The organism is Bradyrhizobium sp. MI1.7 (assembly GCF_055811795.1).
The window spans coordinates 29,747-55,768 of record NZ_JBVVPO010000006.1; the positions used below are offsets into that span (position 1 = coordinate 29,747).

The 26,022-nt window shown below is 65.7% G+C and carries 8 protein-coding genes; 4 read left to right on the top strand and 4 right to left on the bottom strand.

Going from position 1 to position 26,022, the window contains the following annotated elements:
* Positions 1–204 precede the first annotated feature (204 nt).
* Positions 205–1,503, top strand: coding sequence for a glycosyltransferase (locus AC0L3X_RS08725; protein ID WP_063984449.1), 1,299 nt, complete (start codon positions 205–207; stop codon positions 1,501–1,503).
* Between the two features lie 58 nt (positions 1,504–1,561).
* On the opposite strand, the gene AC0L3X_RS08730 is transcribed toward AC0L3X_RS08725, so the two are convergent.
* Both AC0L3X_RS08730 and AC0L3X_RS08735 read right to left on the bottom strand, forming a co-directional pair.
* Positions 1,562–2,188, bottom strand: a complete 627-nt coding sequence (locus AC0L3X_RS08730; RefSeq protein ID WP_063984448.1) for an alpha/beta hydrolase — start codon at positions 2,186–2,188, stop codon at positions 1,562–1,564.
* A complete protein-coding gene (locus AC0L3X_RS08735) occupies positions 2,185–3,123 on the bottom strand; it encodes a ring-cleaving dioxygenase (protein WP_063984447.1) in 939 nt (312 codons plus the stop codon). The genes AC0L3X_RS08730 and AC0L3X_RS08735 overlap by 4 nt, the downstream gene beginning before the upstream one ends.
* 129 nt (positions 3,124–3,252) lie before the next feature.
* Here AC0L3X_RS08735 and AC0L3X_RS08740 point away from each other — a divergent pair, with 129 nt between their 5' ends.
* Positions 3,253–4,158: a LysR family transcriptional regulator gene (locus AC0L3X_RS08740; RefSeq protein WP_063984446.1), complete on the top strand. Its 906-nt coding sequence runs from the start codon at positions 3,253–3,255 to the stop codon at positions 4,156–4,158.
* Here the strand turns inward: AC0L3X_RS08740 and AC0L3X_RS08745 are convergent.
* A complete protein-coding gene (locus AC0L3X_RS08745; RefSeq protein ID WP_063984445.1) occupies positions 4,103–6,841 on the bottom strand; it encodes a hybrid sensor histidine kinase/response regulator in 2,739 nt (912 codons plus the stop codon). The genes AC0L3X_RS08740 and AC0L3X_RS08745 overlap by 56 nt on opposite strands.
* The gene (locus AC0L3X_RS08750) at positions 6,838–7,869 is read right to left on the bottom strand and encodes an ABC transporter substrate-binding protein (RefSeq protein WP_063984444.1); all 1,032 of its coding nucleotides are present in this window, start codon (positions 7,867–7,869) and stop codon (positions 6,838–6,840) included. Before AC0L3X_RS08750 ends, AC0L3X_RS08745 begins: the two co-directional genes overlap by 4 nt.
* Before the next feature lie 295 nt (positions 7,870–8,164).
* On the opposite strand from AC0L3X_RS08750, the gene AC0L3X_RS08755 reads away from it, so the two are divergent.
* The gene (locus AC0L3X_RS08755) at positions 8,165–8,920 is read left to right on the top strand and encodes a hypothetical protein (RefSeq protein WP_063986535.1); all 756 of its coding nucleotides are present in this window, start codon (positions 8,165–8,167) and stop codon (positions 8,918–8,920) included.
* A gap of 71 nt (positions 8,921–8,991) precedes the next feature.
* On the top strand, positions 8,992–26,022 hold the full coding sequence (locus tag AC0L3X_RS08760; protein ID WP_473316369.1) for a leukotoxin LktA family filamentous adhesin: 17,031 nt from the start codon (positions 8,992–8,994) through the stop codon (positions 26,020–26,022).

The window sequence follows — 26,022 nt, forward strand, 5'->3', positions numbered from 1 at the left end:
TCAACAAACAATCTCCAAAAAAATAACTAATACTCACACAAACCCCCCGTTTTTTTTCTCCCCCCCCCCCCCCCCCCCCCCCTTCTTGTGGGGGGCCCCCCCCCCCCCCCCCCCCCCCCCCCCGCGTCCGTCCGGAAGCCTGCATTGGGTTGCGCAGGATGGCTTGCGACAGCGCATTCGCAACCGTGACGAAAGGGTTCTACGATGTCTTATAATTTTCTGCTGGCGTCGTGGGGAACCCTCGGGAATTTGAGCCCGCTGCTGACTGCGGCGCGGAGGCTGCACCGGAATGGACATCATATCCGGGTGATGGCGGATCCGGCGATGCGCGCTGAAGTCGAGGCCTCCGGCTTTGCATTTGTAGCATGGCGCCGCGCCCCGACCGGAAAGGCTGCGGATCCGGTGGACGTCTCGGATGTGAAAGACTTTCTACGCCAGGCCGTCTTTGATCCTGCCGCGCTCTATGCGGCCGATGTCCGGGATGAGATCGGCCGTATGCCGACGGATGCCGTTCTCGTGCTTGACGTGCTGTTTGGTGCTGCGCTCGGGGCGGAGGCGTCAGGCGTGCCTTTCGCTCTGCTGTCCCCTCATGTCAGCATTCGGCCCCTGCCGGGAATGCCGCCGGCTGTCAGCGGGTTGAGCCAACCGAAAACGCCGGAAGAGCGCGCCGAAGTCGACGCCGCCAATGCCAGGCTGGCCGAAACACTCAATCTGTTTCTGCCAAGTCTCAACCGCGCGCGTGCTGATCTGGGTCTTCCGCTTCTGGCAGATGTCTACGATCTGTTCGATCGGGCCAACCGGCTTTTGCTCGCGACCAGTCGAGCGTTCGACTTTCACGCTGACTCGCTGCCCGACAATTTTCGCTACGTCGGACCGCTGCTCGATGTACCGAATTGGTCCAAGTCTTCGCAGATGGAGGCGTGGCGAGCGCCATGGTCGGCTCAGTCGGGTCGTCCTCGCGGGCTGATCGCATGCAGCACGGGTGCGCAAGGTCAGCGCGAACTGTTTCAGCGCATTATCACAGCGATGGAGGCGGTCGAGATCGATGCCCTTGCAACAGCCGGTCCCAATGTCGACGTCGCCGATCTCAGGGCTCCGAACAATGTGCATTTGGTCCGGGGCGCTCCCCATGACCTCGTCATGAAGGATGTTTCCGTGGTGATCTCGCAAGGCGGTCACGGAACGACCACGCGTTCACTCATCAACGGACTGCCGCTGCTCATCCTGCCGATGGGTCGGGACCAGGCTGCCAATGCCGCGCGCGTCGAAGCGAAGGGGGCAGGGCTTCAATTGCCTCCAACCGCCTCCGAAGCGGAAATTGCAGCGGCGGTGAACCGATTGATTGCGGAGCCGCAATTCAGGATGGCAGCCCGTCTGCTCGGCGAGGCCATGAAAGTCGATATCGATCGGTCCGGCCTCGTCGACGAGATGGAGGCGATCGCCGCCATTGGCCGCGCGGCGAGACCGCAACCGAAGAATCAACCGCTTCGAAAATCTGCCTGACGGTTCGCAAGGCGAATTGGCGGCACACCGTTCGTGAAACGATGCGCCGCTCGTTGGTTCATGCCGCTTTGGCGTCGACGCTGCCGATCCAGTTGCGGGCCAGCGTCACGTCGGCCTGCGACAATTGATGGCCTGCCGGCAGGACCTTGTGGTCGACACGCGCGCCGGCTTCCGACAACAGCGCCGCAAGCTTTGCCGAATTGCTCGCTGGCACGATCGGATCAGCCTGCCCGGACAGCAGCAGAATCGGCTTGCCGCCAAGCTCCGCCTTCGGCGGATCCGACAGCGGCACCATGGCACGCAGCAGGATCGCGCCGGCCAGGACGTCCGGCTTCAGCAGCAACAGCGCGGCTGCGATGTTGGCGCCGTTGGAGAAGCCGACCGCAACAGGCGCGGCGATGCCGTATTGCTTCCGCGCATCCGCGATGAAGTCGCCGAGCTCCAGCGCGCGCCGGCGCACGTCGTCCTCGTCGAACACGCCCTCGGCGAGACGGCGGAAGAAGCGCGGCATGCCGTGCTCGAGCACGCGGCCACGCGGCGAGAGCAGCGCGGAGCCGGGCGAGATCATCTTGCCGAGCCCGAGCAGGTCGTTCTCATCACCGCCGGTGCCGTGCAGCAGCAGCAGCGGAGGGGAGCCCGCGTTGGTCGCGGGCTCGAAACGATGGATGAATGTGCTCTCGGTCATGACGCGCTTTCTTCCAGGCTCGGCAGAACATTTTCGATCTGCTTGCGCTGCGCTTCGAGGAAACTCGGCAGCTTCAGATCACGTCCCAGGGTTGCTACGGGCTCATCGACGGCGAAGCCGGGGATATCGGTCGCGATTTCGAACAGCACCCCGCCTGGTTCGCGGAAGTAGATCGAGCGGAAGTAGTTGCGGTCCCTCTGCTCGGTCGGATGCAGGCCGTGATTGCTCACGAGCTTTTGCGCCATCCGGCCCTGCTCGGCGTCATCGGCCGCGCGGAAGGCGATGTGATGGACGGAGCCGCCGCCCTGATGTCCGCGCAAGAAGCCCTTGGCCTCGTAGATGTCGACGACGCTACCTTCGGCATCGCCCGGCGCCTTGAAGCGGATCACCGAGCCCTCGCGTCCGGTCTCCTTGAAGCCGAACACGTCGGTGAGCACGGAAGCCGTCTTCGCCGCGCTGTCGAGCAGCAAGGTCACGCCATGGAAGCCGCGGATCGCGTGCTCGGCCGGGACGTCGCCATTGCTCCAGCCGGGCTCGTCCTCGGCACCGGGGACACCCACAAGCGCGAGCGCCATGCCGTCAGGGTCGGTGAACGGCAGGACGGACTCGCCAAAACGCTTCTCCAGCGCCTCGTAGGCGATGCCCTTCTCGGTGAAGCGCTGCGTCCAGTAGCCGAGCGAGCGCTGCGGCACGCGGAAGGCGGTCTGATGGGTCTCGCCGACGCCGCGGCGGCCGGCCGGCACGCCGGCCCAGGGGAAGAAGGTTAGGATCGTGCCGGGGCGGCCGGTCTCGTCGCCGTAATAGAAGTGGTAAGTGCCGGGATCGTCGAAATTGACCGTCTTCTTGACGAAGCGCAGGCCGAGATCCCGGGTGTAGAAGCCGAAATTGCGGATGGGATCGCCGGCGATCGCGGTGACGTGGTGCAGTCCAGACATTGTCGTCCTCCAGAAGTCGGGGAGCGGTCTTGCTCTGGGTGGAAATATCGTTCCGCTTTGGATTGGAGACAATCCATGCAAATATGACGTCTATGTCTACGATTTGGAAACAATCGCCGGGGCCGGCCCTTGGATAAGGTCGCCAGCCTCCGGGCCTTCGTGAAGGTGGTCGAAAGCGGCAGTTTTGCGGAAGCCGGCCGGCAGCTGCGGCTGTCGCGCTCGGCGATCAGCAAATACATCGCCGACCTCGAAGAGAGCCTCGGCGTCCAGCTCCTGAACCGGACCACCCGCCACGCCAGCCCGACCGAGAACGGCCAGCGCTACTTCGAGCGCGCGGTCGTGATCCTCTCGGAGATCGAGGCCGCCGACCAGGCGGTGGCGCAGGCCCAGTCGGCGCCGCGGGGATTGCTGCGGGTCAACGCGCCGATGTCGTTCGGCACCATGCGGCTTGGACCGGTGCTGGCCGATTTCATGGCGCGCTATGGCGAGCTTCAGCTCCAGATCGTGCTCAGCGACGATCTGCTCGATCCCGTGCAGGACGGCTTTGACGTGACGTTGCGGATCGCGGAATTGGAATCTTCGAGTTTGATCGCACGAAAAATCATGCCGGTGGCGCGCATGATCTGCGCCTCGCCGGATTATCTCGCGCGTCACGGCACGCCAAAGCATCCGCAGGATCTGCGTGAGCACGCTTCGCTGACCTATGGCTTCCTGCTCACCGGCAACCAGTGGAAGCTCACAGGCAGCGACGGCGATCACTGGATCCAGCCGGCCTGGTCGCTCTGCGTCAACAATGCCGAAGTGCTGCGCGACGTCGCGATCAAGGGCAGGGGGCTGGCGCTGCTGCCGGAGTTCATCGCGGCGGACGCTTTAAGGAGAGGCGAGCTGCGTACGGTGCTGGACGACTATTCTGCACCGCCGCTCGCGCTGTACGCGGTCTATCCGCCGACGCGGCATCTGTCGGTGAAGGTGCGGCTGTTCATCGATTTTCTGGTGGAGCGGTTTGCGCGCGAGGAGGAGGCGGGCGTGCAGTAACCGACCGCTGCTCGGCGGGCCGAAGCAGATCGTCGAGCGCGCTCATCGACGCCTCACGAAGTGCGGCGAGATCGCGCGCGGCGCTTTGGCATTCGGGTGGCGACATCGAGGGCGCCGCCAGCTCGATCTCGCGGCTGCGCTCGAACAGGCGGACGAGGCCGAGCGCGCCGGCGGCGCTGCCGAGCTGGTGCGTGAGCCGCGCCAACTGCGCGTGATCGCCGGCCGCGGCGGCTTTGGCGATTTCTGCGATCAGCTTGCCGCTGGTCTCCCCCAGCAAATGATGGAGCTTTTCGATTTGCGCGGGGCCGAGCAGCTCGCGCTGGTCGTCGAGGAAATGCCGGTCGATCAATGCGCCTGCAGCGAGTTGCGCGGCGGCCGGCTCATCCGGGGCGTCCTCGATCGCCTCGCGCAGCGCGTTGATCAGGATCGGCTTGCTGACGACCTTGGCGATGCCGGCACCTGCGAGCCGCTCGCGGGCGCTGGAGGAGACGTCGGCGGTCACGGCGATGATGCGCGGCATCCGCGGCAGATTGAGCTTGCCGATCCGCGACGCCGCCTCGACGCCGTCCATGTCGGGCATGTGCAGGTCCATCAGGATGATGTCGAACGCCTGATCGCGGGCGAGCGCAATGGCCGAAGCGCCGTCTCTCGCGATCGTCGCGCGATGGCCGAGCCGGTTCAGAATGGCTTCGCCGACCTCGCAATTGACGGGATCGTCGTCGACCAGCAGCACGCGGAGCTGCCGCGACGGCGGCGGGACCGCGCCTTGCGCCACGCCGCTTGCGGCGCGGCCGAGCGGCACCTGAAGCGTGAACGTGCTGCCCGCGCCCGGCGTGCTCTCCACCGTCAGCTCGCCGCGCATCAGGCGCGTGAGCCGGCGCGCGATCGCGAGTCCGAGGCCGGTGCCGCCGAACCGCCGCGCGATGCTGTCGTCGGCCTGGACGAAATCGTCGAAGATGCGCTCGTGCATGTCGGGCGCAATGCCGATGCCGGTATCGCGAACGGTGATGCGCAGCAGGACATGATCGTCGCGTTGCTCGGCGGCCGCCGCGAGCGCAATTCCGCCGTGCGGGGTGAACTTGATGGCATTGCCGATCAGATTGAGCAGGATGCGGTTGAGCCTGACCGGATCGCCGTGCACCGATGTGTCGACCGTCGCATCGCAGGCGAGGTCGAAGGTCAGGCCCTTGCCGAAGGCTTGCGGACACATCAGCTCCGCGGCGGTCTCGATCAGCTGGTGAAGGCGGAAGTCGCGCGTCTCCAGCGTTTCGGTGCTGGCCTCGAGGCGGGCATATTCCAGGATGGCATCGACCAGCGCGATCAGCGTTTCGCCCGATGCCTCCGCGGTCGCGAGGTGGCGGCGCTGGGCCTCGCCGAGGCTGCCGTCGTCGAGCAGCTGCAGCACGCCCATGACGCCGTTCAGCGGCGTGCGCAGTTCGTGGCTGACGACGGCGAGGAAGCGCGACTTGGTCTCGTTGGCCAGCACGGCGGCCCTGCGCGCGCGCTCGGCCGCGTCATGCTCGGCCAGGGCCTGATCGCGGGTCTTTTCGAGTTCGGCGGTCCGCTCGACGACCTTGCGCTCGAGCGTCGCATAGGAGTCGCGCAAGTGAGCGGCCATCCGGTTGAACTGGTCGCCGAGCGCTTCCAGCTCGTCGCCGGTCTTGATCGCGAGCCGCAGGCCGAGATCGCCGCTGCCGATCCGCCGCGCGCCCTGCGTCAGGATCTGGATCGGCACGGTCATGCGCCGGCTCAGCCAGAGGGACACCAGGATCGCGCAGGCGAGCAGGACGACCAGGAGAAACGTCGCGCGTCCGATCGATGCATAGATCGGAGCGTAGGCCTCGCTGAGCGGAAGCTCGACGAACACCAGCCAGCCGAGCGAGGGGACCGTCGCATAGGTCGAGAGCACGCGCTGGCCTGACAGATCCCCCTTGACCAGGCCGCCCGAAGGCGGCCCCACGCCGTCGAGTGCGGCGCGCACGTCGGCATGCCCGGAGAGATCGGTCCGTTGCAGCGCCGGCCACAGATCGGGATGCGCGATCAGGACTCCCATGCGGTCGACCACATAGGCCTTGCCGGTGTTGCCGACCCTGATCCCGGCGACGAGGTCCCAGATGAAGCGCAGATTGACGTCGGCCACGATCACATTGGGATTCCGCCCGGTCCCGCGCGTGGCGAGCGTCATGAACGGCTCGGTGTCGCCGAGGAAGTACACTGGCCCGTAATAGGCCCGGCTTTCATTGGCACCGCGGAAGGCCGGCGAGGCCGAGAGATCGGCCTTGCTGCCGACCCTGTCCGCGACGCGGCGCGACACGCGCACCTGCTCGCGGCCCTGCGAATCGAGCTCGGCAATTTCCGCGATCGCCGGCGAGAGGCGCAGGAGCCGGATGGCGTTCAGGCGGTCGTCTTCGTTGCTCGACAGCTCCGGAGGCAGCCGCGAGAGCCATCTGATCTGGCTTTCGATCTGGCCGATGAACTGGCCGATCTGGATGGCCGCGCTTGCTGCCTGCTCGCGCTGGGTCGCCGCGAGAAGCTGCTTCTGCTCGCGATAGGAGAACCAGACGTCGAAGCCGGTGTTGATGGCGAGCGCGGCAAAGGCGAGGGCGACGATCGAGTAGAGATATTTTCGGAACAACCGGCCCGGGGGCGTCCGCAAATGTCCCTGGTCGATCGCCTCGTTCACTCGCGGATCTCGTCGGCGCGCGCCAGCAGCGTGAAGGGAATGTTCAATCCGAGCGAGCGGGCGACCGTGCGGTTGATCAGGAGTTCGTATTTCCGCGGCGATTGCACCGGAAGATCCCCGGCCTTGGTGCCGCGCAGGATGAGATCGACGTAATCGGCCGAGCGCACCTCCAGCGTCGGCCCGTAGCTCATCAGTCCGCCCGCATCCATGAAATAATGGAACGGATAGATCGTGGGGACGCGATGCTTGGCCGCCGCCGCCACGACCGCCTGACGGTGGACCACGAGGAAGCTGTCGACCAGCGCAACCAGCGCCGCCTTGGGCGGTTCGGAAAAGCGCCTGATGGTTTCGTCGATGTCCGTTGGCGCGTTGACGGGCGCGGGGGTCACGGACACCCCTGAGGTCGCGGCCTCCCGCTCGATCGAGTCGAGGAAGAAGCGCCCGGCGCGAGGCGTGGTCGTCGGGTTGAAGAGGACGCCGACGCGCGCGAGATCCGGCACCGCCTCGCGGATGAGCTGAAGCCATTTGCCGCCCATTTCGGCGGTGCTGTTGGTGAAGCCGGTGACGTTGCCGCCGGGATGCGCGAGGCTTTCGACGAAGCCGTTGCCGACCGGATCGTTGGCGGTCGCGAAAACGATCGGGATGGTTTTGGTGGCGGCAAAGACTGCGGCGGTTTCGATGGTCGAGCCGGTCAGGATCACGTCCGGCTTGAGCTCGAGCAACTCCTGGACCGCGGTCTTGAGCTTGTCCGGTCCGCCGAAGGTCGAACGAAGTTCGAGGCGGAAGTTGACGCCCTCGACCCAGCCTCGCTGTCTCAAGCCGACGATGAGACCACCCAGGCGGGAGGTCGGGCTGTCGGTCATGCTCCGTCTGGTCAGTTCGTCGTCGAGCGGCAATCCCGTCAGCGAGGCAACGATCCGCATGCGATCTGACGTTGCGCCGAGCGCAATCCAGCCTGCAGCGGTTGTGCCTGCGAGGCGAATGAAGCCGCGGCGATCGAGCGCGAACGCGGAAGGCCGTTCGGTCATGGAATTCTTTGCACGATGGTCTGTCCCAACCGGATGCTTAACGCGAAAGGGCGGTGTCCACAATTGATGAAAAAATGCGCTTATGAATGTTCATTCGCAGCATTCGGCAGTCCGATACCGTATTCCTACCCCGCCAAAGAGTCGCTGTTTCGAGCTTTGTCTGCTCCGTGACGATCTGCAACGCATTGTGGCGTTGCAACATTTTCCGTCTCGTTGAGACGACGGTTCGGAGAAGTCGATTTCTGAGCGGCTGATTTTTTGAAGCGTTGTTTCAGGTTTGTTTCGAAGGTTGTCGATGCGCAAAATCTATCTTCTTCCGGCCCTCGTGGGCCTGCTGACCTCAGTTGCAGCCGGGCCGCTCGCGGCTCAGGGAGTAGTGCCGAAGCAGAAGGCTGCGCCGGCACCCAGAGCCGCCGCTGCCGGTGCGCCGCCGGCTGCCGCCGCCGGTGCGCCGGTCGCTGCTGCGACCGAGACGCCGACCGCCGGTGCGGACGACAAGACGGCCAAGGCGATCGACGGCTTCCGCTCCGCCAAATTCGGCATGAACGAATCCGACGTGCGCGCGGCGATGACCAAGGACTTCAGCGCCAAGCCCGACGCGATCAGGGCGCAGGACAACGCGTCCGAGCTGACGCACAGCCTGCTGCTCTCCGTTCCCGAGCTGCTGCCGAACGGCGGGACTGCCGAGCTCTCTTATGTGTTCGGCTACAAGTCCAAGTCGCTGATCCAGATCGGCGCGGTCTGGTCGAAAGGGACCGACACGGCGATGACGCCGGAGAAGCTGTTCTCCAACGCCAACATCCTGCGCGCCCATTTCATGGGCGAAGGCTTCAAGCCCGATTCGATCGCGATGAACATGCCCGTCGCCGGCGGCATCGTGATGTTCCGTGGCAGCGACGCCAAGGATCGCTCGGTGATCCTGCTTCTGCAGGGCACGTTCGAGAACAAGGAGAACAACCAGCGTGTGCTGACCCCGACCAGCCTGCTGCTGTTCTACGTGGCCGACGCCAAGAGCCCCGACATCTTCAAGCTGCCGCCCGGCCAGTTCTGATGCCGGACGACCTCACGACATTCTCCCACCCGGTTGTGGATCGGCGCCAATGCCGATGAAGAGGATATGACATGCGCGGACCATCTGCGACGCGACACAACGACGGGCTGACGACGCTGCGGGGGCTGGCACGCTTCCGTTCGATGTCGCTGCTCTGCGCGATGCAGATGGTCTTCCTGCCGGTGTTCAGCGTCCGCCTGCAGGCACAGACGGCGAACGTCATCACCCCGGATGGGCGCACGGGCACGTCCTTGCAAACCTCCGGCAGCGTGACCAACGTCACGACGTCGACGATTTCGGGCAACAACGCCTTCAACTCGTTCTCGCAGTTCAGCGTCGGGCAGGGCAACACCGTCAATCTGCAGCTGCCGACCGGCACGCAGAACCTCGTCAACATCGTTCGCGACGCCCCGGTCTACGTCAATGGCACGCTGAACTCCTACATGAACGGCGCGATCGGCGGTAACGTCTATTTCGCCGACCCCAAGGGGTTCGTGGTCGGCCGCAGCGGCACGGTGAATGTCGGCAGCCTCAACGTCTCGACGCCGACGCGCGAGTTCACCGACAGCCTGATTGGCGCGGGCGGGGCGATCAACCAGTCGGCGGTCGGCAACCTGATGGCCGGGTCGTTTCCGGTCTCGCCCGACGGCAACATCCGTATCTATGGCCGCATCAACGCGATCGACGGCGTGCGCCTGACCGGGCAGAACGTCTTTGTCGGCGGCGCCACCCAGCGCGACATCGCCAATCTCGACCACGCCGCGAAGTTCGCAGCCTCCGTCAACTCCAAGGGCCTGCGCAGCGCCAGCGCGATTACCGTGAGCAACGGCTCGATCCATATCGGCGCCGTCAACAATGCCAGGGTCAACGGGCGTCTCACCGCGCAAAGCAAGAGCGCGACGCCGAGCAACATCACGGTTCAGGCCGGCAACAACATCGATGTCGGCAAGAAGGCCAATCTCAACATCGCAAGCGCAAACGGCAATGCCGGAGAGATCCGCCTGAAGGCGGCGCAGAACCTGACCGTCGCGGGCGGCGCCAGGTTCGATGCCAGCGCGAAGACGGGCAATGCCGGTCTCGTCGACTTCAGCGCGAACGGGATCATCGACATTGGGAAAGGCATCAAGGTCGACCTCAGTGCGGACAACGGCAAGGCCGGCACGCTGCTGATCGACCCGACCGACGTGGTCGTGGGTGATGCCGCTCAGGGCGACACCGGCGTGACGCTGTCGAACAGCTCCATCGTGAATGCGCTCGCCGGGCTCAGCGCCGGTGCCGACTACCTCATCCAGGCCGATCATTCCATCACGCTCGCCGCGCATGCGATGATCGATGCCCGCCGTCTCGATGGCTCCGGCCATTCGACCGGCAACGCCAACAACGTCATCATCGACGCGCCGAACATCGAGATCATGAATGGCGCGCAGATCCTGGCCCAGTCGGTCAACTTCGGCGGGACCACCTACGCCGACGGCAACGTGACGCTGAGGGCAACGGCGAGCGACATCAAGCTGTCCGGCCAGGCCACCGCCGCGACGTCGATCACGGTCGACGGCAAGATTACCGGCGGCATCGTCTCGATCAGCGCGACCTCGACGGCCGTGTCGAGTTTCCTGAACGGTTCGGTGGCCGGTGATTTCGCGCTTGTCGGCTCGACGCTTGCCGCCTCGCTGCTCGGGCTCAATGGCGGCTATGTCGCGGCGAGCGCCACGGCGACCATCAACATCAACAGCCATGCCGACATCAACGGGCGCGGCGATGTGACCATTTCCGCACACGCCACGGAGACCGCGTCGGATCCGGCGGTCGCCTCCACCTTGCTCGGCAGCCTCACGCCGGTCGCGGCCGGCGTGGTCGTCGGCAAGATCGACGGCACTGCCACGACCAACGTGGCCTCGGGCGCGACGGTCAACGCCGGCGGCAACCTCGAGATCAAGGCGCTCAATGATGCGACCATCGCCATCTCGGCCCTCGCGGCGTCGACGAGTGCGCAGATTGTCCCGACGGTGGCCTATTCCACGGGATCGGTGACGACGACCGCAAACGTCGCGACCGGCGCGCATATTGCTGCCGGCACGGTGAACACGAGCGGCAGCACCCTGAAGGTGCGCGCGATTAACAACAACTCGTTCTCGACCAGCGCAACGTCGGTGGCGGCACCCGGGACGGGGGCGAGCGGCGCCGTCGGCGGGGCATTCGCCATCAGCGACATCACGACATCCGCGACCGCAACGCTCGGCGCATCGCTCGGAACCGATGTCAACAACCGAATGAACGGGTCCGTTCTGGTCGAAGCGACGTCCGATACCACGCTCAATTCCACGATGGCTTCGTCCATCGCCGGCCTCCCGGCACTGATCGCGGCAATCGAAAGAGGACTGCGTGCCGTCACCGCGCCGACGTCGATCATCAGGGACCATATGGGCTCGCTGATGCCGTTGAGCTTCGATTTCAAAGTCGCAGGCGCGCTCTCGCTGGCCAACAGCACGCAGAGCGCAACCGCTGCGATCGCGCAGAATCCGAGCGGCGGCGCGCCGAGCATCTATGCCAGCGGCAACGTCGCCGTCGCCAGCAACGTCATCGATCGCGGCGTTCGCAGCAATGCGACGTCCAGCGCGATCACGAAGGACCCGGTGTCCGGCGAGAGCACCGCGATCAGCGCGGCCGTCGCCTGGGGCAATTTCACCCACAATTCGAACGCCTATATCGGCGGCGGAACCCTGGTCAACGCGGCGAATATCGCCGTCGATGCCACCACCGAATTGCCGATCACCAACACCTGGCTGAAGTGGGATGGTTTGGGCGCGGTGCTGAGCCACCTCAACGGCAATCTCGGCGTCGGCGGCAACATCCTGACCAGCTACGCCAATGCCACCGCGGACGCTGGCGACACGATCGGCATCGCCGGTTCGCTGAACCATTTCGTCGTGAACAACAACACGACGGCGTGGGTGGCCGGCAGCGCGAGCCTGACGACAACCTGCGCGACCGCGGCCTGCGGCAGTGGCACCGGCTGGTCGGTCGGGATGGACAATGGCGACGTCCATACCTACAACGCCAGCCTCCAGATCGCGGCCACCACGACCACGGCGTCGATCGACGCCGCCGGCAATGTCGGCACGCTCGGCTTCCTGTTCGGCAACACCTCGGGCGGCTCCTCCGTCGGCGGCGCGCTCAATCTCGTCCAGTTCAACACCAATACCATCGCCGGCGTTTCGGACCGTGCGACGCTGCGTGCGGCGGACGACATCGCCGTCAACGCGATCACTTCCGACCGGTTCGTCGCTGTCGCACCGTCGTCCGGCAAGGCTGCCGGCACGCTGGCGCTGAACGGCATCACTTCGCTCGGTTTCCTGAACAACTCGACGCACGCGTCGATCTCGAGCCAGGCCACCGTCTATGCCCCGACCGTCGGCATTCTGGCGCAGCAGGATCTGTCGGTCGTGACGCTGTCCGGCGCGATGAGCTATAACGGGAGCGGCGGTTCGGCGGTCGGCTTGTCGGTCGCCTATCTCGGCGCAAACACCGACACCTCCGCCTATATCGGCGACAACCATTCCGACATCCGGCCCGGCGTGTTCAGCGCCAACGATCCGTTCGCCGGCACCAGCGGCGGAAGCGGGGCGGTCAATGTCGACAATCTGACACTCAGCGCGACCACTTCGGGACGCATCACCGCGGCCGCCGTCGCAGCAGCCGTCTCCGATCCGGCATCGTCCAGCTTCTCCGACAAGGCAGGCGCTGCCGGCGCCGCCTCGACCGGAGGCGCAGCCGGCGTGACGACGGCGGCGGGCAAGATCGGTTCGACCTCGGGATCGAGCACCAGCGGCTTCAGCCTCGATCTCGCCGGCAGCTCGTCGGTGAGCGACGTCTCGCTCCGCACAAGCGCCTATATCAGGAACACGACGGTCAACAAGTACACCACGACCGGCGCCGTGCTGACCAACACGATCGTTCAGGCGCTGAACGACACCATGCTCAACAATGGTTCGGGCTCGGCGGCGCTCAATCTGGCCGGAGGGTCCGCCACGGGGGCTGCGATCGGCGGCGCGATCGCGGCGGCGATGTCGAACAATGCGACGCTCGCCTATATCTACGGCACCACCATGAACAACCAGAGTTCGGTGACGGTGCAGGCGCTCAATGGCGGCTCGGAGACCGTCGTCGCCATCGGCGTGGCGGGATCGAAATCCAACGCGGCGTCGCTGTCGGCCTCGGTCGGCATCATCACCGACAGCGCCAACGCCTATATCGAGAGCTCGACGATCACGGGGCAGGCGAGCGGCGTCAATCGCGCGCTCGAGGTCGACGCCTACCAGACCACGAACATCGCGATCGGCGGCGGCTCGCTCTATATTTCGGGCGGTCAGGCCGGCGTCGGCATCGGGCTGACCTATGCCTCGATCGCCGATCCCACGGGCGGAAACGCGACCGATGCGCATATCCGCAGCACGGCGATCTCGAATTACGACACCCTGTTGGTGATGGCCGACAGCGCCAGCGTGATTGCGGCCGGTGCGGCCTCAGGCGGGGGCGGGGCCAGCGCCAACGGACTTGCCGGCGCGATCGTCGTCAGCGAGATCACGCCGACCACGACAGCCTATATCAACAGCGGCTCGACGGTGAGCATCAATGTCGGCCGCGTGACGGTGCTGGCGGACAGCGGCGCGGTGTCGGCGCTCGACACTGCGCTCGGCAACCTCGTCAAGAAGTCGAACAACAATCTTCTCGCGTCGGATACCTGCACGGTCGCCGGTGGCACGGGCGGGCAGAACTGCATCGACTTCAGCGCGGCTGCGCTCAACGACGGCACGGGGAACGGTCCGGGCGCCAGCATCGTCTCCGTTGCGGGCCTCATCCAGGCCGGCAAGAACAATGTCGGCGCCTCGATCGTCTACAACACGATCGCGACCACGCATTCGGCCTATATCGCCAACGTCCTGATGACGGCCGGCAGCAACGGCAATGTCAGCGTGAGCGCGGTGGATTCCTCCAAGATCCAGGCGGTCACGATCGGCTTCGGCCTTGCGACCGGCCAGTTCGCCGGCGTCGGCGGCACCACGATCAGCTCGATCGCCAACACCGTTTCGGCGGCCATCGGCAACAATTTGTCCAGCACGACGCAATCGTCCGTCACGGCCCGCAACATTTCAGTCAACGCGACCGACAATTCCAGCATTATCGGAACTGCCGCCGTCGCGGGCGCCTCGACGCAGGGCAGCGCGGCGGGCCTTGCGCTCGTCTACAGCAGCATCGCCAACAACGTCAGCGCTGGCGTGACCGGGTCCAAGCTGACCGCTTCGGGCAATGTCGCGGTCGGTGCGAACTCGAACGCCAGCATCTCGACCGTCGCCGTCGGTATCGCGATGTCCTCGCAGGTCGGGCTGGCCGGTTCGGTCGCCACCAATCTGATGGGCACCAACGTCACCGCCAGCATCACCGCCGCCGGCACCAACGGGATCAACGGCGCCGACGTCACCGCGACCAACAACGTCGCGGTGATCGCCGGCAACAACGACAAGGCGGCCGTGTTTGCGGGTGCCGTGTCGATCAGCAAGGGCGCTGCCGGCGGTGCCGGCTCGCTGGTCACCAATCAGATTACCGGGACGACGGCGGCCTATATCAGCGGGGCGAGCACCAAGGTCGACGCGCTCGGGACCAGCACCACCGATACGCTGTCGGTCAACAACGGCACGCTGGTGCATGCCTTCGATCTCGGCGCCGCCCACGCGCCGACCGACTCGACGCCCGATCTCTCCGAGAACCAGGACATCCTGCGCGGCCTTGCCGTGGTCGCGAGTTCGCACCAGGCGGTCGTGACCAACGTCGCGTCGGTCGCCGCGAGCAGCGGCATCGCCATCATGATCAACCCGATCACCAACGTGATGAGCGGGGAGACCAGGGCCTATATCGACAGTGCTTCCATCGACACACGCCTGACCTCGTCGACGCTGGCGCCGCAGATCGAGGTTGCCGCGTCGAGTTTCTCCTATTCCGGCGCGTTCGGTGCCGGCATCGTGGCTCCGACCGGCAACGGCGGCGGCGGTGCCACTATCATCAGCACCACGATGCAGCGCGGAACGTTCGCCTACATCACCAATTCGACTGTCGGCGGCGTGCAGTCGTCGAGCGCGACGGTCGGCGCCGTCACCGTGAAGGCCAATGCCGAGCAGGACGCGTCCTCGATCGCGATCGGCTTCAACACTGGCTCGGTCGGGTTGAACGTCTTCCAGGCGACGACGGAAGCCTATGTCGATGGTGGCGCGCTGACGGCCGCATCGCTGACGGTGAACGCCACCAACAACACCGGCATCTTCTCCGCGAACGGCTCCGGGGCCTATGGCAGCCAGGCCGCGATCGGCGCGGCGTTCCTGGTCCAGGTCTCTTCGAACCGGACCGAGGCCTATGTCGGCGACGAATTCCACTATCAGGGCAATGGCGCCGCACACACGACCGCGCTCAATCTGAGCGGCGCGCTCGACGTCGAGGCCACCACCAAGAATCGCTTCGAGGCCTATGCGATCGGCGGTGCGCTCTCGACCGGCACGGCGGCGATCGCCGGCATGGCGAACATCGAGATCGCCAACAACACCACCATCGCCGGCGTCTACGACACCACGTTACAATCGGTGACGGGCGGTGCGGCCGGCGCGGTCACCATCAACGCGACCGAGGACGTGGCGATCAAGGAGATCGCGGGGGCGCTCGCGGTTGGCGCCAGCGGGGCAGGGGTCGGCATCGGCGCCGCCGCCAACGTCATCAGCTTCAAGAGCCAGACCATTGCAGAAAGCCGCAACAGTAATCTGAACTCGGCTGGCGCGATCAACGTCAATGCGCTCAGCACCAAGGAGGTGCTGTCCTACGCGGTCACCGCGGGCATCGGCGGCAGCGTCGGTATCGGCGCGACGGTCGGAGTCATCATCATCGGCACCAACACCGCCGATGCGGACACCCAGGGCCAGCAGACCGGCCAGCTCAATCAGGGCAACAACGGCACCATCGCGTCCGTGAACAACGGCACCAACCACACGCAAGGCAGCAACGCGGTCGCCAGCGGCACGGCCGGCAATCCGAACAATGCCAACGTCAGCTCGACCTACGACGTCAGCAGCGTGCTGAGCGGCGGCAACGACGCCGTCGTCGCGCAGATCGCTGGCGGCAACGTCACGGGCACGCAGGTCAATGTCACTGCCACCAGCGCCAATGCGGCCAAGATGTATCTGCTCGGCGCCGGCTTTGCGAAAAATGTCGGCATCGGGGCCGGCATTGGCTACACCAGCGTCAACAGCACCGTGCTCGCCAATCTGAGTGACTACGGACGCAACGGCTCCGGCGTGCTGGTGGCCGCAGATACGCCTTTGGCCATCTCGGCACCGATTGTCACCGTTGCGGCGGTGGTCAAGGACGCGACCACCGGACCTTATGCCGGCAAGACCATCGACACCGAGGCGATCGCCGGCGGTGCGGCGCTCTACTTCGGCGCCGATGCGGCTGTCGCGGTCGGCAATGTCAGCAACTCCGTGGTGGCGATGCTTGGCGGCCAGATCACCGGCACGGGCGGCACCGGCACTGGCGCCGCCGTCATGGCGCAGGATTCGACGACCCAGGTGGTCTTCACCGGCGGCGTCACCGGCGGCGCCGTGGCTGTCGGCGCTTCGGTCGCGTCGGCAAGCCGAACGAGCTCGGTCGCTGCGAGGGTTCTGAACGGCTCCACCGTCAACGTCACGACTCTGGCAGTTGGAGCAAGCGGCGCCGGCACCTTGACCACGACGTCCACAGCACTTGGCGGCGGCATCGTCGCGGGCGTCGGTGCGGATGCGGAGGCCCACGAGAACTCGTCCGTGTTGGCGGAGATCGGCAGCAGTGCCTCGATCACGACGTCGGCGGCCGGCGTCGGCACGCTGGTGTCGGCGTCGATCGCGCCCAACCTGTCGAGCGAGGCAATCGGCGTCTCGGTCGGTGGCGGTGCCGTCGGCGTCGCCATCGCCAAGTCCACGGTCGGCGCCACGGTTACGGCCGATGTCGGCGACAACGTCAGCTTCTCGGGCGGTGCGCTCGCGGTAACCGCCATGGCGCTGGTTCCGACCGTCGGCACCACGACGTGGGCCAAGGCGCTCGCCGGCGGCGGCGGCTCGCTGATCGGCGCACAGGGCAGCCTTGCCGTGGCGTCCGAGAACGCGACGGTGAGCGCCTATGGCGGGACGGGGATCCGGCTTCCCAACGCCGACGTCACCATCGCGGCCGAGAACGACAGCGCCCAATACGCCGAGGGGACGGGCCTTTCGAGCGGCTTCCTGGCGCTCGGTGCGACGGTCGCGCAAACGTCGTCGAACGCGCACACCTATGCCTATCTGGGTGCGCCCGCCGATATGGATAATCTCAATCACAGCAATTACACGGGCATCCTCCGGATCACGGCCACCGGCACGGACACCAACGTGTCCAACGCGACGGTCGGCGCGGGCGGCACCTATGCCGGCGCGGCGGCGGTCGCGACGACCAGCTCGACCGCCGTGACCAACGCACGGTTCGACGGTGGCGCGACGGACGACACGCTCTACTTCGGCGGCCTCCGCATCAATGCCAAGCACACCACGAATTACGCCGCCAGCGGCGACGCCTATCAGGCCTCGACGGCCGGTGTCTCCGCCGGCAAGGCGCAGAACGACGTCGACTCGACCACCACTGCCGAGATCGGAACCCACCTGATCATCAATTCGGCGGGCGGCAACATGGTCGTCATCTCCAACGACATCGTCACCCAGGGCGGCGGCGGCGCACGTTCGGGCTCAGGCGGCTCGTTCTCGGGGGCTGCTGCGCTCAGTGACTCCCACGTCACCCAGACCGTCACCACCAATATCGGCGCCGGCACGGTGCTGAGCCTCAACGGCGATCCGCGGACGTCGGCGGCGTTCATCAATATCGAGGCCTACAACACGCTGAACACCAACGATACGGCGAGCCTCGCCACGGCCAGCTTCTTCGCCGGCGGCGGCGCCGAATCCAACATGACGGCGAACGCCACGCTCGCGGTCAACATCAATGCCCGCGAGCTGTTCAGCGTGGGCAAGATCTATATCGGCACGGCCGCGAAGATGGCGGCGGCGAACAACGCCAATGCCAGCCTCTACGGCGCGATCGCGGGCGTCGGCGCCAGCACCAACAGCTGGGTCCACGCCAACCAGTCCGTCAATGTCGGCGACAACGCGAAGATCGCGGCCTGGCGCGACATCACCATCTACGCGGGCCTCGCCGGCGACGGCACCGTCTTCAGCAGCGTGCAGGCGACGGCGACGACGGTCGTCTACAACAATACCGCCGTTCCGATCTCCACGCTTTATCGCGGCACGGCCAATGCCGACGACACCACGAGCCTAACGCTGGCCCCCACCTCGAGCATCCTCGGCGCGCGCGACATCTATCTCGGTGCAACGCAAGGGCAGGTCACGGCGGCCGGAAACGGCAGCAACTACAATCCGTATCTGGACATCTTCAGCGCCAAGAACAGCGACAACCACAGCCACACCAGCGGAACCGGCGATGTCGCGCTCAACGGCTTGGTGGTGGCGGGCGTCAATAACGATTTGACGATTACGATCGAGCTCGGTGCGACCGCGCCGACACTGAGCACGACCAGTCCCTATTCCCTGCTGACAAACGGCTCTTCGTCGGTCCTCGAGCTCGTCTCTGACGTCAATCACTTGAGCCCGGTGATGAGCTGGAACCATCAGACGGTCCAGTATGCCGTCGTCGGCAACTTCAATCCTTACCAGCTGGTGGTCAACCAGCTGGCGTCGCTGACCGGCTTGACCGAGGCGCAGGTCCGCTCCCAGCTCGCGGCGGCGACGCCCACGGCGCCTGCCAGCATGTCGCCGACCGGCACCGACCCGACCGGCGACAAGCAGCGCCAGATCGACACGTTGATCAAGCAGGCGCCGTTTACCTCCGACGCGCCCGGCAACGCCTTCGCGTTCGGCGACATCATGGTGTCCGCCGGCAACGTCTCGATCCTGGCCCAGAAGCTCACCGGCAACAGCGGCACGAACCCGGCCGCGCCCGCGGTCATCGCGCGCAGCTCGCCGTTGATCAAGATCGAGAACAAGGGCCTCGACTTTATGAGCCTGGCCAACCTCACGGTCACAGATGTGACCGGAGGCAACATCACCTACCGCCAGATCGACCATGTCGACCCGGATTCGCACTCCAATGTGACCTTCACCGCGATGCCGAGCGCGACGCCGGTCATCGACGTCTCGGCCACCTACAACCGCCTGGATCCTGACTCCGGTCAAGGCATCGACCAGAGCGGCAACGTGCTGACCCGCACGCCCGACATCTATTTCAACGGCGCCGTCAACAACGCGAACGGCCTGCTCAAGATCATCAACAATCTCGGCAGCGTCGTCGCATCGCAGTCGCTCAGTGCCGCGACCGTCCAGATCGTGGTGCCCAAAGGCACCTTCACCTTCCTCGGCGGTATCGGGAGCTTCTACGACAGCGGCAGCGCGGTCACCTCGCAATGGGCCACCACTGAAAACAGGCCGGAAGACACGCTGACCGCGGTGATGACGGCGGCGACCTATCTCGGCGCCTACGGCGACTACTATACCGCTCCGCATATCGCTTCGGGAACCGATCACCCCTATTTCTATTACTGCTGCACCGACGGCAGCCACGGCGTGTATCAACCCGTCGGCAACGCCGACGCCAGCACGATCTTCACCGCGCGCATGCTGATGACGTATTACGACGGCACCTCGCTCTATTCATCGATCTTCCTGCCGGTGGGCAGGGGTACGCCTGGGAACACCAGCACTCCCGATGCCGGCAGCGTGCCTGACATCGCGACCCTCAAGATCATCGAGGGGCAGTCGCAGGACTCGTCCAATGTCGTGCTCGCGCAGTGGAAGAAAACGACTTATGACGGCCGCAACGTCTACACCGATAGCGGTCCGTACAAGACGCCGTTCAACTGTGCGTCAGCCTGCGACAGCTCGGGCTTCTTCCAGGTGATCAACATCCAGCCGGATGCGATCACGCCGAAGACCGCGGACGCGCCGGCCACCGCGACTGCCACCCGGACCATCAGCGGCCAGGCGGTCATCATCTCGGCGTCGGTGATCAACATCAACGGCACCATCCAGGCCGGCTCGAGCAGCAATTACTCGGTCGACATCGGCGCCGCGGCGTACGATGCCATCTACGGCAGCAACGGCCTCAAGAACCGCAACGGCGGCGCGGATTTTGCCGCGGCCCAGGCCAATGCGCGGAACGGCGTCTATTACGACATCTCGGGCTCCGTGACGGCGTCGGCCAGCGGCGACGCCAAGATCGGGGTCAGGTACAACGCTCTCACCGACCAGCTCATCCTGAATGGCGTGGCGCAGGGCGCCGGCGGCTACGTCTACCTCAACGGCAAGATCATCTCGACCTCGACCGACAGCACCCAGACCCAGGGTAACATCGAGATCAAAGGCGGCGCCGGCACGGTCACCGTCAACAACACCAGCGGGCTCCAGCTGGTCACCAACACCATCAATACCAGCGTCACTGCCCAGAGCGTGGTCGAGATCGTCGACCAGCTCAAGGGGAAGACGACGTGGTGGGTTTACGATCCCAAGGCTGCAAGCAGTCAGCAGGTGTCGCGGTACGAGACCAACAGTGTCACTGCGGCCGCGATCGACCCGTCGATGCTTACGGCCAGGACCGGTACGGCGGGCGTCCAGTACCGGACGCAGGAGAACATGCTCTATCAATGGGTCGACACCGCGACGCTGGATCGTCTACCCACCAGCACGCAGTTCGACTACGGCTGGAGCTTCACGCCCAATCAGGTCACCGGCGAGAACTGGACCCGCTCGACCAACCTGGTTTCAGGCACGCAGAGCAGCAACTATCAGAAAGTCACCACCGCCACAGGCAGCTATCACTGGGCGGGAGGCGTGAACCCGGATGGGAGCCCCGTTGGACTCAACACCCATTCCAACGCGTGCTGCGGCGCGGACGCCCAGTACAACTGGTACCAGGCGATCTATGATCACCTGACGCTCACGCTGACCAACACGGTCAAGGCGTCGAACCCGATCAACATCAAGTTCATCGGCGGCAGTAGCAGCGACGTCGTGGTCAATTCGACCTCGGGCATCGTCATCAACGGGTCGATCAACAACCAGCAGGGCACGACGACGCTTGCCGCCACCGGCGCCAACTCGTCCATCACGGTCGCCGCCAATGCCAACAACCCGGTGATCTCGGGGACGAGCGTGACGCTTCGGGGTGACGGCGGTATCGGCACGCTCGGCACCACCAAGGCGCCCGTCCAGGTGCAGCTCTATGGCGGCAGCCTGACCGCGAGCTCGATCGACCGCGACATCGCGATCTCGGCCATCGGCGCGCTGTCGATCAACCAGGTGAAGGTGAACTCGGCAGGCGCGACGCCGCAGGGCAGCGTCTTCCTCTCGGCGACCGGCGACATCAACTCGGCGTCCGCCTACAACGTCGCCAATCCCGTCGTGATCGGCAAGAACATCGAGATCAACTCCACCTCCGGTGCGATCGGCGCGAAGAGCGCCGTCGTCAATGGTGCATCCACCCTGACCAACATCAATCCGCTGGTGATCCAGGCGACGGGGACGATTCAGGCCAACGGCAGCGTCGATGGTGGTGTTCTCGACAGCGCCTCGTCCACCGGCACCTACATCATCCAGTCCAAGGGCGATTTGCGCCTCGGCACGGTCCAGTCGACCGGTGGCCCGGTCTTCCTTGAGGCGGCGGGCTCCGACAACAACCCGGCCAACATCCTGAACGGCCGGGCGGCGGTTGGTCTGACCCAGGCGCAGAGCCAGCATCTTCAGGACGTTCAGGCGAGCCTCGACCTGCTCAGCGGCAATGCCGCCACCAACGCCGTCAACAGCTACCAGTCGATGGTGACGTCGGCCTACAACGACTACTTCCAGCTCAAGAACATCGCCTTCCCGAACGGCAGCACCTACAACCCGACCTCGGTGGGGCAGACGGTGCTGCGGGCGCAGGTGGCTGCCAAGCTCGGCATCGATCCCGCGAACGTCACGACGACGCAGATGAAGACCGAGGCCACGACGCGGTTCCTGAGGGACCAGTTCCTGCTCGGCAAGATCAGCACCGACGAGCTCAGGACCTCGCTGACGACGTTGCTGGGCAGCGCGCCCACAGATCCGCTGGGGACCGTGTTCGGCAGCTCGCTGTCGTCGACCCTGTTCACCAAGCTGTTCGACGGCGTGGCGACAGCCAATCAGCGCATGCCGAGCAATACGGCGCTGCAGACGGCGCTTGGCGCCTATAATGTGAATTACAGCTACACGCTCGCATCGACCGAGCGGGTCTACAGCATCATCACCGCGGGCTCGCAGTGGACGCAGAGCCAGCTCGCCTACACGGTGTCGTCGTCGGCCGTCGGCGCGGCGCCGCCGCCGATCGACGAGAACGTCGTCGCCAATGTCAGCGCCAACCAGATCATGCTCTACGCGCCGCGCGGCTCGGTCGGTAATTCGGCAGCGCCCCAGACGTTCTCCTTCACCAGCGTCGATTCCTCGTCGCTGACGCCGGAGCAGAGGGGATTGCTCGCCACCGCCGGTCCCGGCCAGCTCACCGTCGGCGCGGTCACGGACCCGACGACCCATGTCACGACCTATACGGTCAGCCTGTCGCAGCAGAACCTCGTCGTCGTCGACAACCCGATCGCGATCTCGGCCAAGGCGCTGACGAATATCTATCTCGGCAGCAAGAACAGCCTCGCGCTCGGCGGCGTCACCGCGAATTACGGCCCGATCGCGGCCGCGCAGGCCAACGGCATCGAGGTGACCGGCCGCGGCGACGTCAAGCTCGACGCCGTCAACAGCATCTCCGCCAACGCAAGCGGGGCCGTGATATCAGGCGATATCGGCAACCTGACCCTGATCGCCGAGCACGGCAATGTCGGTGCCCCCTCGGGGACCGCCGGAAGCAACCCCGCGAGCAATACGAACGCGCTCCAGATCGCGTTCGCAGATCCGTCCAACGACCAGCTCGACCAGGTCTCGTCGGCGCAGGGCATCTACCTGAAGCAGACCACCGGCGATCTCATTCTCGGCAACATCGCCGCCGGCAATGCGATCCAGCTCGCCGCGACCGGCAGCATCTATGCCGAGGCCGGCTTCACCGATCGTACGGCGATCCACATCCTGGGCGCCGACCTCGATCTGCGCGCCGGCGGCAACATCGGCTTCAACGGCTCGACCTTCCAGCCGCTGCAGGTGAATATCTCCGGCGCGGTGACCGGCTCTGCGGTCGGCGACCTCAGCATCCTCGCCGTCACTGGCGATCTCATGGTCGGCACCAGCGGCACCTATGGGACGCTGACGGCCGGCGGCGCGCTGACCCTCAACGCTGCGCGCGGCGGGCTCACCGTCAATGCCGACATCACCAGCGGCGGCCTGATGCAGCTGCTCGCCAACCGCGGCATGAATTTCGGGGCTGGCACCAGCGCTGCGCCGGTGGTTGCGGCCAGCAGCTCGGACGGCGTCACCCTGGTTGCCGCGACGCTGACGATGGGCGCCTATTCGGCCATCAACGCGGCCGGGTTGATCTCGGTGACCACCACGGGCGATACGACGATCGGCCAGCTGAATTCGTCGCTGTCCTATGCGGCGGCTTCGAACGCGCCCTCGATCATCGTCACTGCCGGTGGCGTGGCTTCGCTGGGCGCGATCATCGACAATGGCGACGGCCAGACCAAGTTCGTCGCATCCGGCGCGGGCGCCGAGCTGTCGCTGAGTGCATCGAACGGTATCGGAAGTGCCACGAGCCGGCTCGCCTTCAACGCCGTACAATTGTCGGCGAGCGCGAGCGCCGGGGGCATCCACCTGAAGGCGCTGACCGACACCGAGGCGAGCCTGCTCTCCGCGGTGAAGGGCAACGTGGACATCATCGGCACCGGCGCGCTGACGCTCGACCAGGTGCTGGCGGGCACGGCGACCGGCGCGAGCGGCAGCTTCACTGCCGTCGCGAACAACGGCAGCATCGTCATCGGGACCGCCGACAGCAGCGGCTCGCAGACGGTCCACGCGACCCAGAATGTGACGTTCAAGTCGCTGACGACGACCGGAAATGCCGGCGACGTCGGCAACATCAACGTCACCGCCGACAACGGCTTCATCCTGGCGCAGACGGTGACGTCGGGCGGCGTGACCACGCTGGGCTCGGTCTCGGCCCACGGCTCGGCGACGCTGCTCGCGGCGACGACCGTCACCGGCAACACGCTCGCCACCACGACCGGCTCGGCCGTGCTGACCGCGACCGGCCCGATCGACTGGAACACGCTCAACGCCGGGACGACGCTGGGCGCGACGGCAAGCCAGGGCAGCATCACCTTCAAGACCGCGCAGAGCGGCGGCACGCAGACCATCCGCGCCCATGACAATGTGACGTTCAATGCGCTGACGACGACCGGCATCACCGGCGATGCCGGCAGCATCAACGTCACCGCCGACAACGGCTTCATCCTGGCGCAGACGGTGACGTCTGGCGGCGTGACGAGCCAGGGCTCGGTCTCGGCCAACGGCTCGGCGACGCTGCTTGCGGCCACGACCATCACCGGTAACACGCTCGCCGCCACGACCGGCTCGGGCCTGCTGACCGCGAGCGGTCCGGTCAACTGGAATGTCCTCAATGTCGGCACGACGCTGGGCGTGACGTCAAGCCAGGGCAGCATCACGTTCCAGACCGCGCAGAGCGGCGGCACGCAGACCATCCACGCCCATGACAACGTGACGTTCAACGCGCTGACGACGACGGGCATCAACGGCGACGCCGGCAGCATCAACGTCAACGCGGACAACGGCTTCATCCTCGCGCAGACGGTGATGTCAGGCGGCGTGCCGACGCTCGGCTCGGTCTCTGCCAATGGCTCGGCGAGGCTGATCGCGGCGGGGACCAACACCGGTCATAACCTCACGGCCACGACCGGCAACGCAGTCCTGAGCGGCACCGTCGTTCGTTGGGATAATCTTAGCGCGGGCGGCACGCTCGACGTCACCGCGACGGCCGGAGGGATCACCGTTGGCACCGCCATCAGCGGCGGCACGCAGACCCTGCATGCCGTCAACGATATCGTCTTCAGCCAGCTTACCACGACCGGTATCCCGGGCGATGCCGGCGACCTCTACGTCAAGTCCGACACGGGCTCGCTCCGCGGCGGATCGATCACCGCCAACGGCGAGACGCGTTTCGATGTGGCCGGATCGGTCTCGTTCGACCGGATCAGTGGCGACATCGTCAAGATGACGTCGTCGGGTGACCTGACGATCAACTGGGTCAGCGTCGTGAGGGAGCTCGACCTGGCGGCAGACACGATCAACGTCAGGGGCGAGCAGATCCGTTCGAATCCCGCGATCCCGCTGATCATGAACATCACCGGCTATAACGGCGGCGTCGCGAAATCCGCCAACATCTCGATCGATCCGGACAGCATCATCGTCAACCAGTTCAGGGTGGTGGACGCAAACTTCTGGACCGACGCGCATGCGGTCACGATCCTGAACGGCTATGTCCCGGGCCAGCTCATGCTCACCACCGCCACCCAGCAGGTGTTCCTGAACAACCGGACGCTGGCGCCGACCAACGGGCCGACGCTCCAGCTCTACCAGCCGGGCGGCGTGTTCACGATGAGCCAGGTCGGCAACGCCAATGTCAGCAACGCCTATGTGGTGTTCTACACCGGCGACGTCTCGGCGAGCGTCACCAATTACGGGCCGACGCACACCTGCTGCTACGACTTCACCGGCGCCAGCATGGTGCGCAACATCCCGGTCGACGGCGAGGGCAAGGAGAGCATCGAGACCTGGCTCGCGAAGAAGGATGGCGGGACGTTCTATTTGCTCGGTCTCTCCGGCCAGGCGCGGCTCGATGCGCTGCTGACGCCGCGTCCGGTCGAGACCATCGGCTCCGGTCCCGCCGTCAACATCGAGGGACTGAGCGACCTGCGCAAGCTGCGCCGTCAGGGGCAGCGCGTGGGTCGCCCGGGCTGGAAGGATGCGGCGGTCGAGACGGCGAAGCCGTCCGTTGGCCGTCTCGCACAGGCATGGTAA

What these genes read in the sequence shown, in the direction of transcription:
- AC0L3X_RS08725 (WP_063984449.1), top strand. Translation starts at nt 205, where the DNA reads ATGTCTTATAATTTTCTGCTGGCGTCGTGGGGAACCCTCGGGAATTTG.
- AC0L3X_RS08755 (WP_063986535.1), top strand. Translation starts at nt 8,165, where the DNA reads ATGCGCAAAATCTATCTTCTTCCGGCCCTCGTGGGCCTGCTGACCTCA.
- AC0L3X_RS08750 (WP_063984444.1), bottom strand. Translation starts at nt 7,869, where the DNA reads ATGACCGAACGGCCTTCCGCGTTCGCGCTCGATCGCCGCGGCTTCATT.
- AC0L3X_RS08730 (WP_063984448.1), bottom strand. Translation starts at nt 2,188, where the DNA reads ATGACCGAGAGCACATTCATCCATCGTTTCGAGCCCGCGACCAACGCG.
- AC0L3X_RS08735 (WP_063984447.1), bottom strand. Translation starts at nt 3,123, where the DNA reads ATGTCTGGACTGCACCACGTCACCGCGATCGCCGGCGATCCCATCCGC.
- AC0L3X_RS08760 (WP_473316369.1), top strand. Translation starts at nt 8,992, where the DNA reads ATGCGCGGACCATCTGCGACGCGACACAACGACGGGCTGACGACGCTG.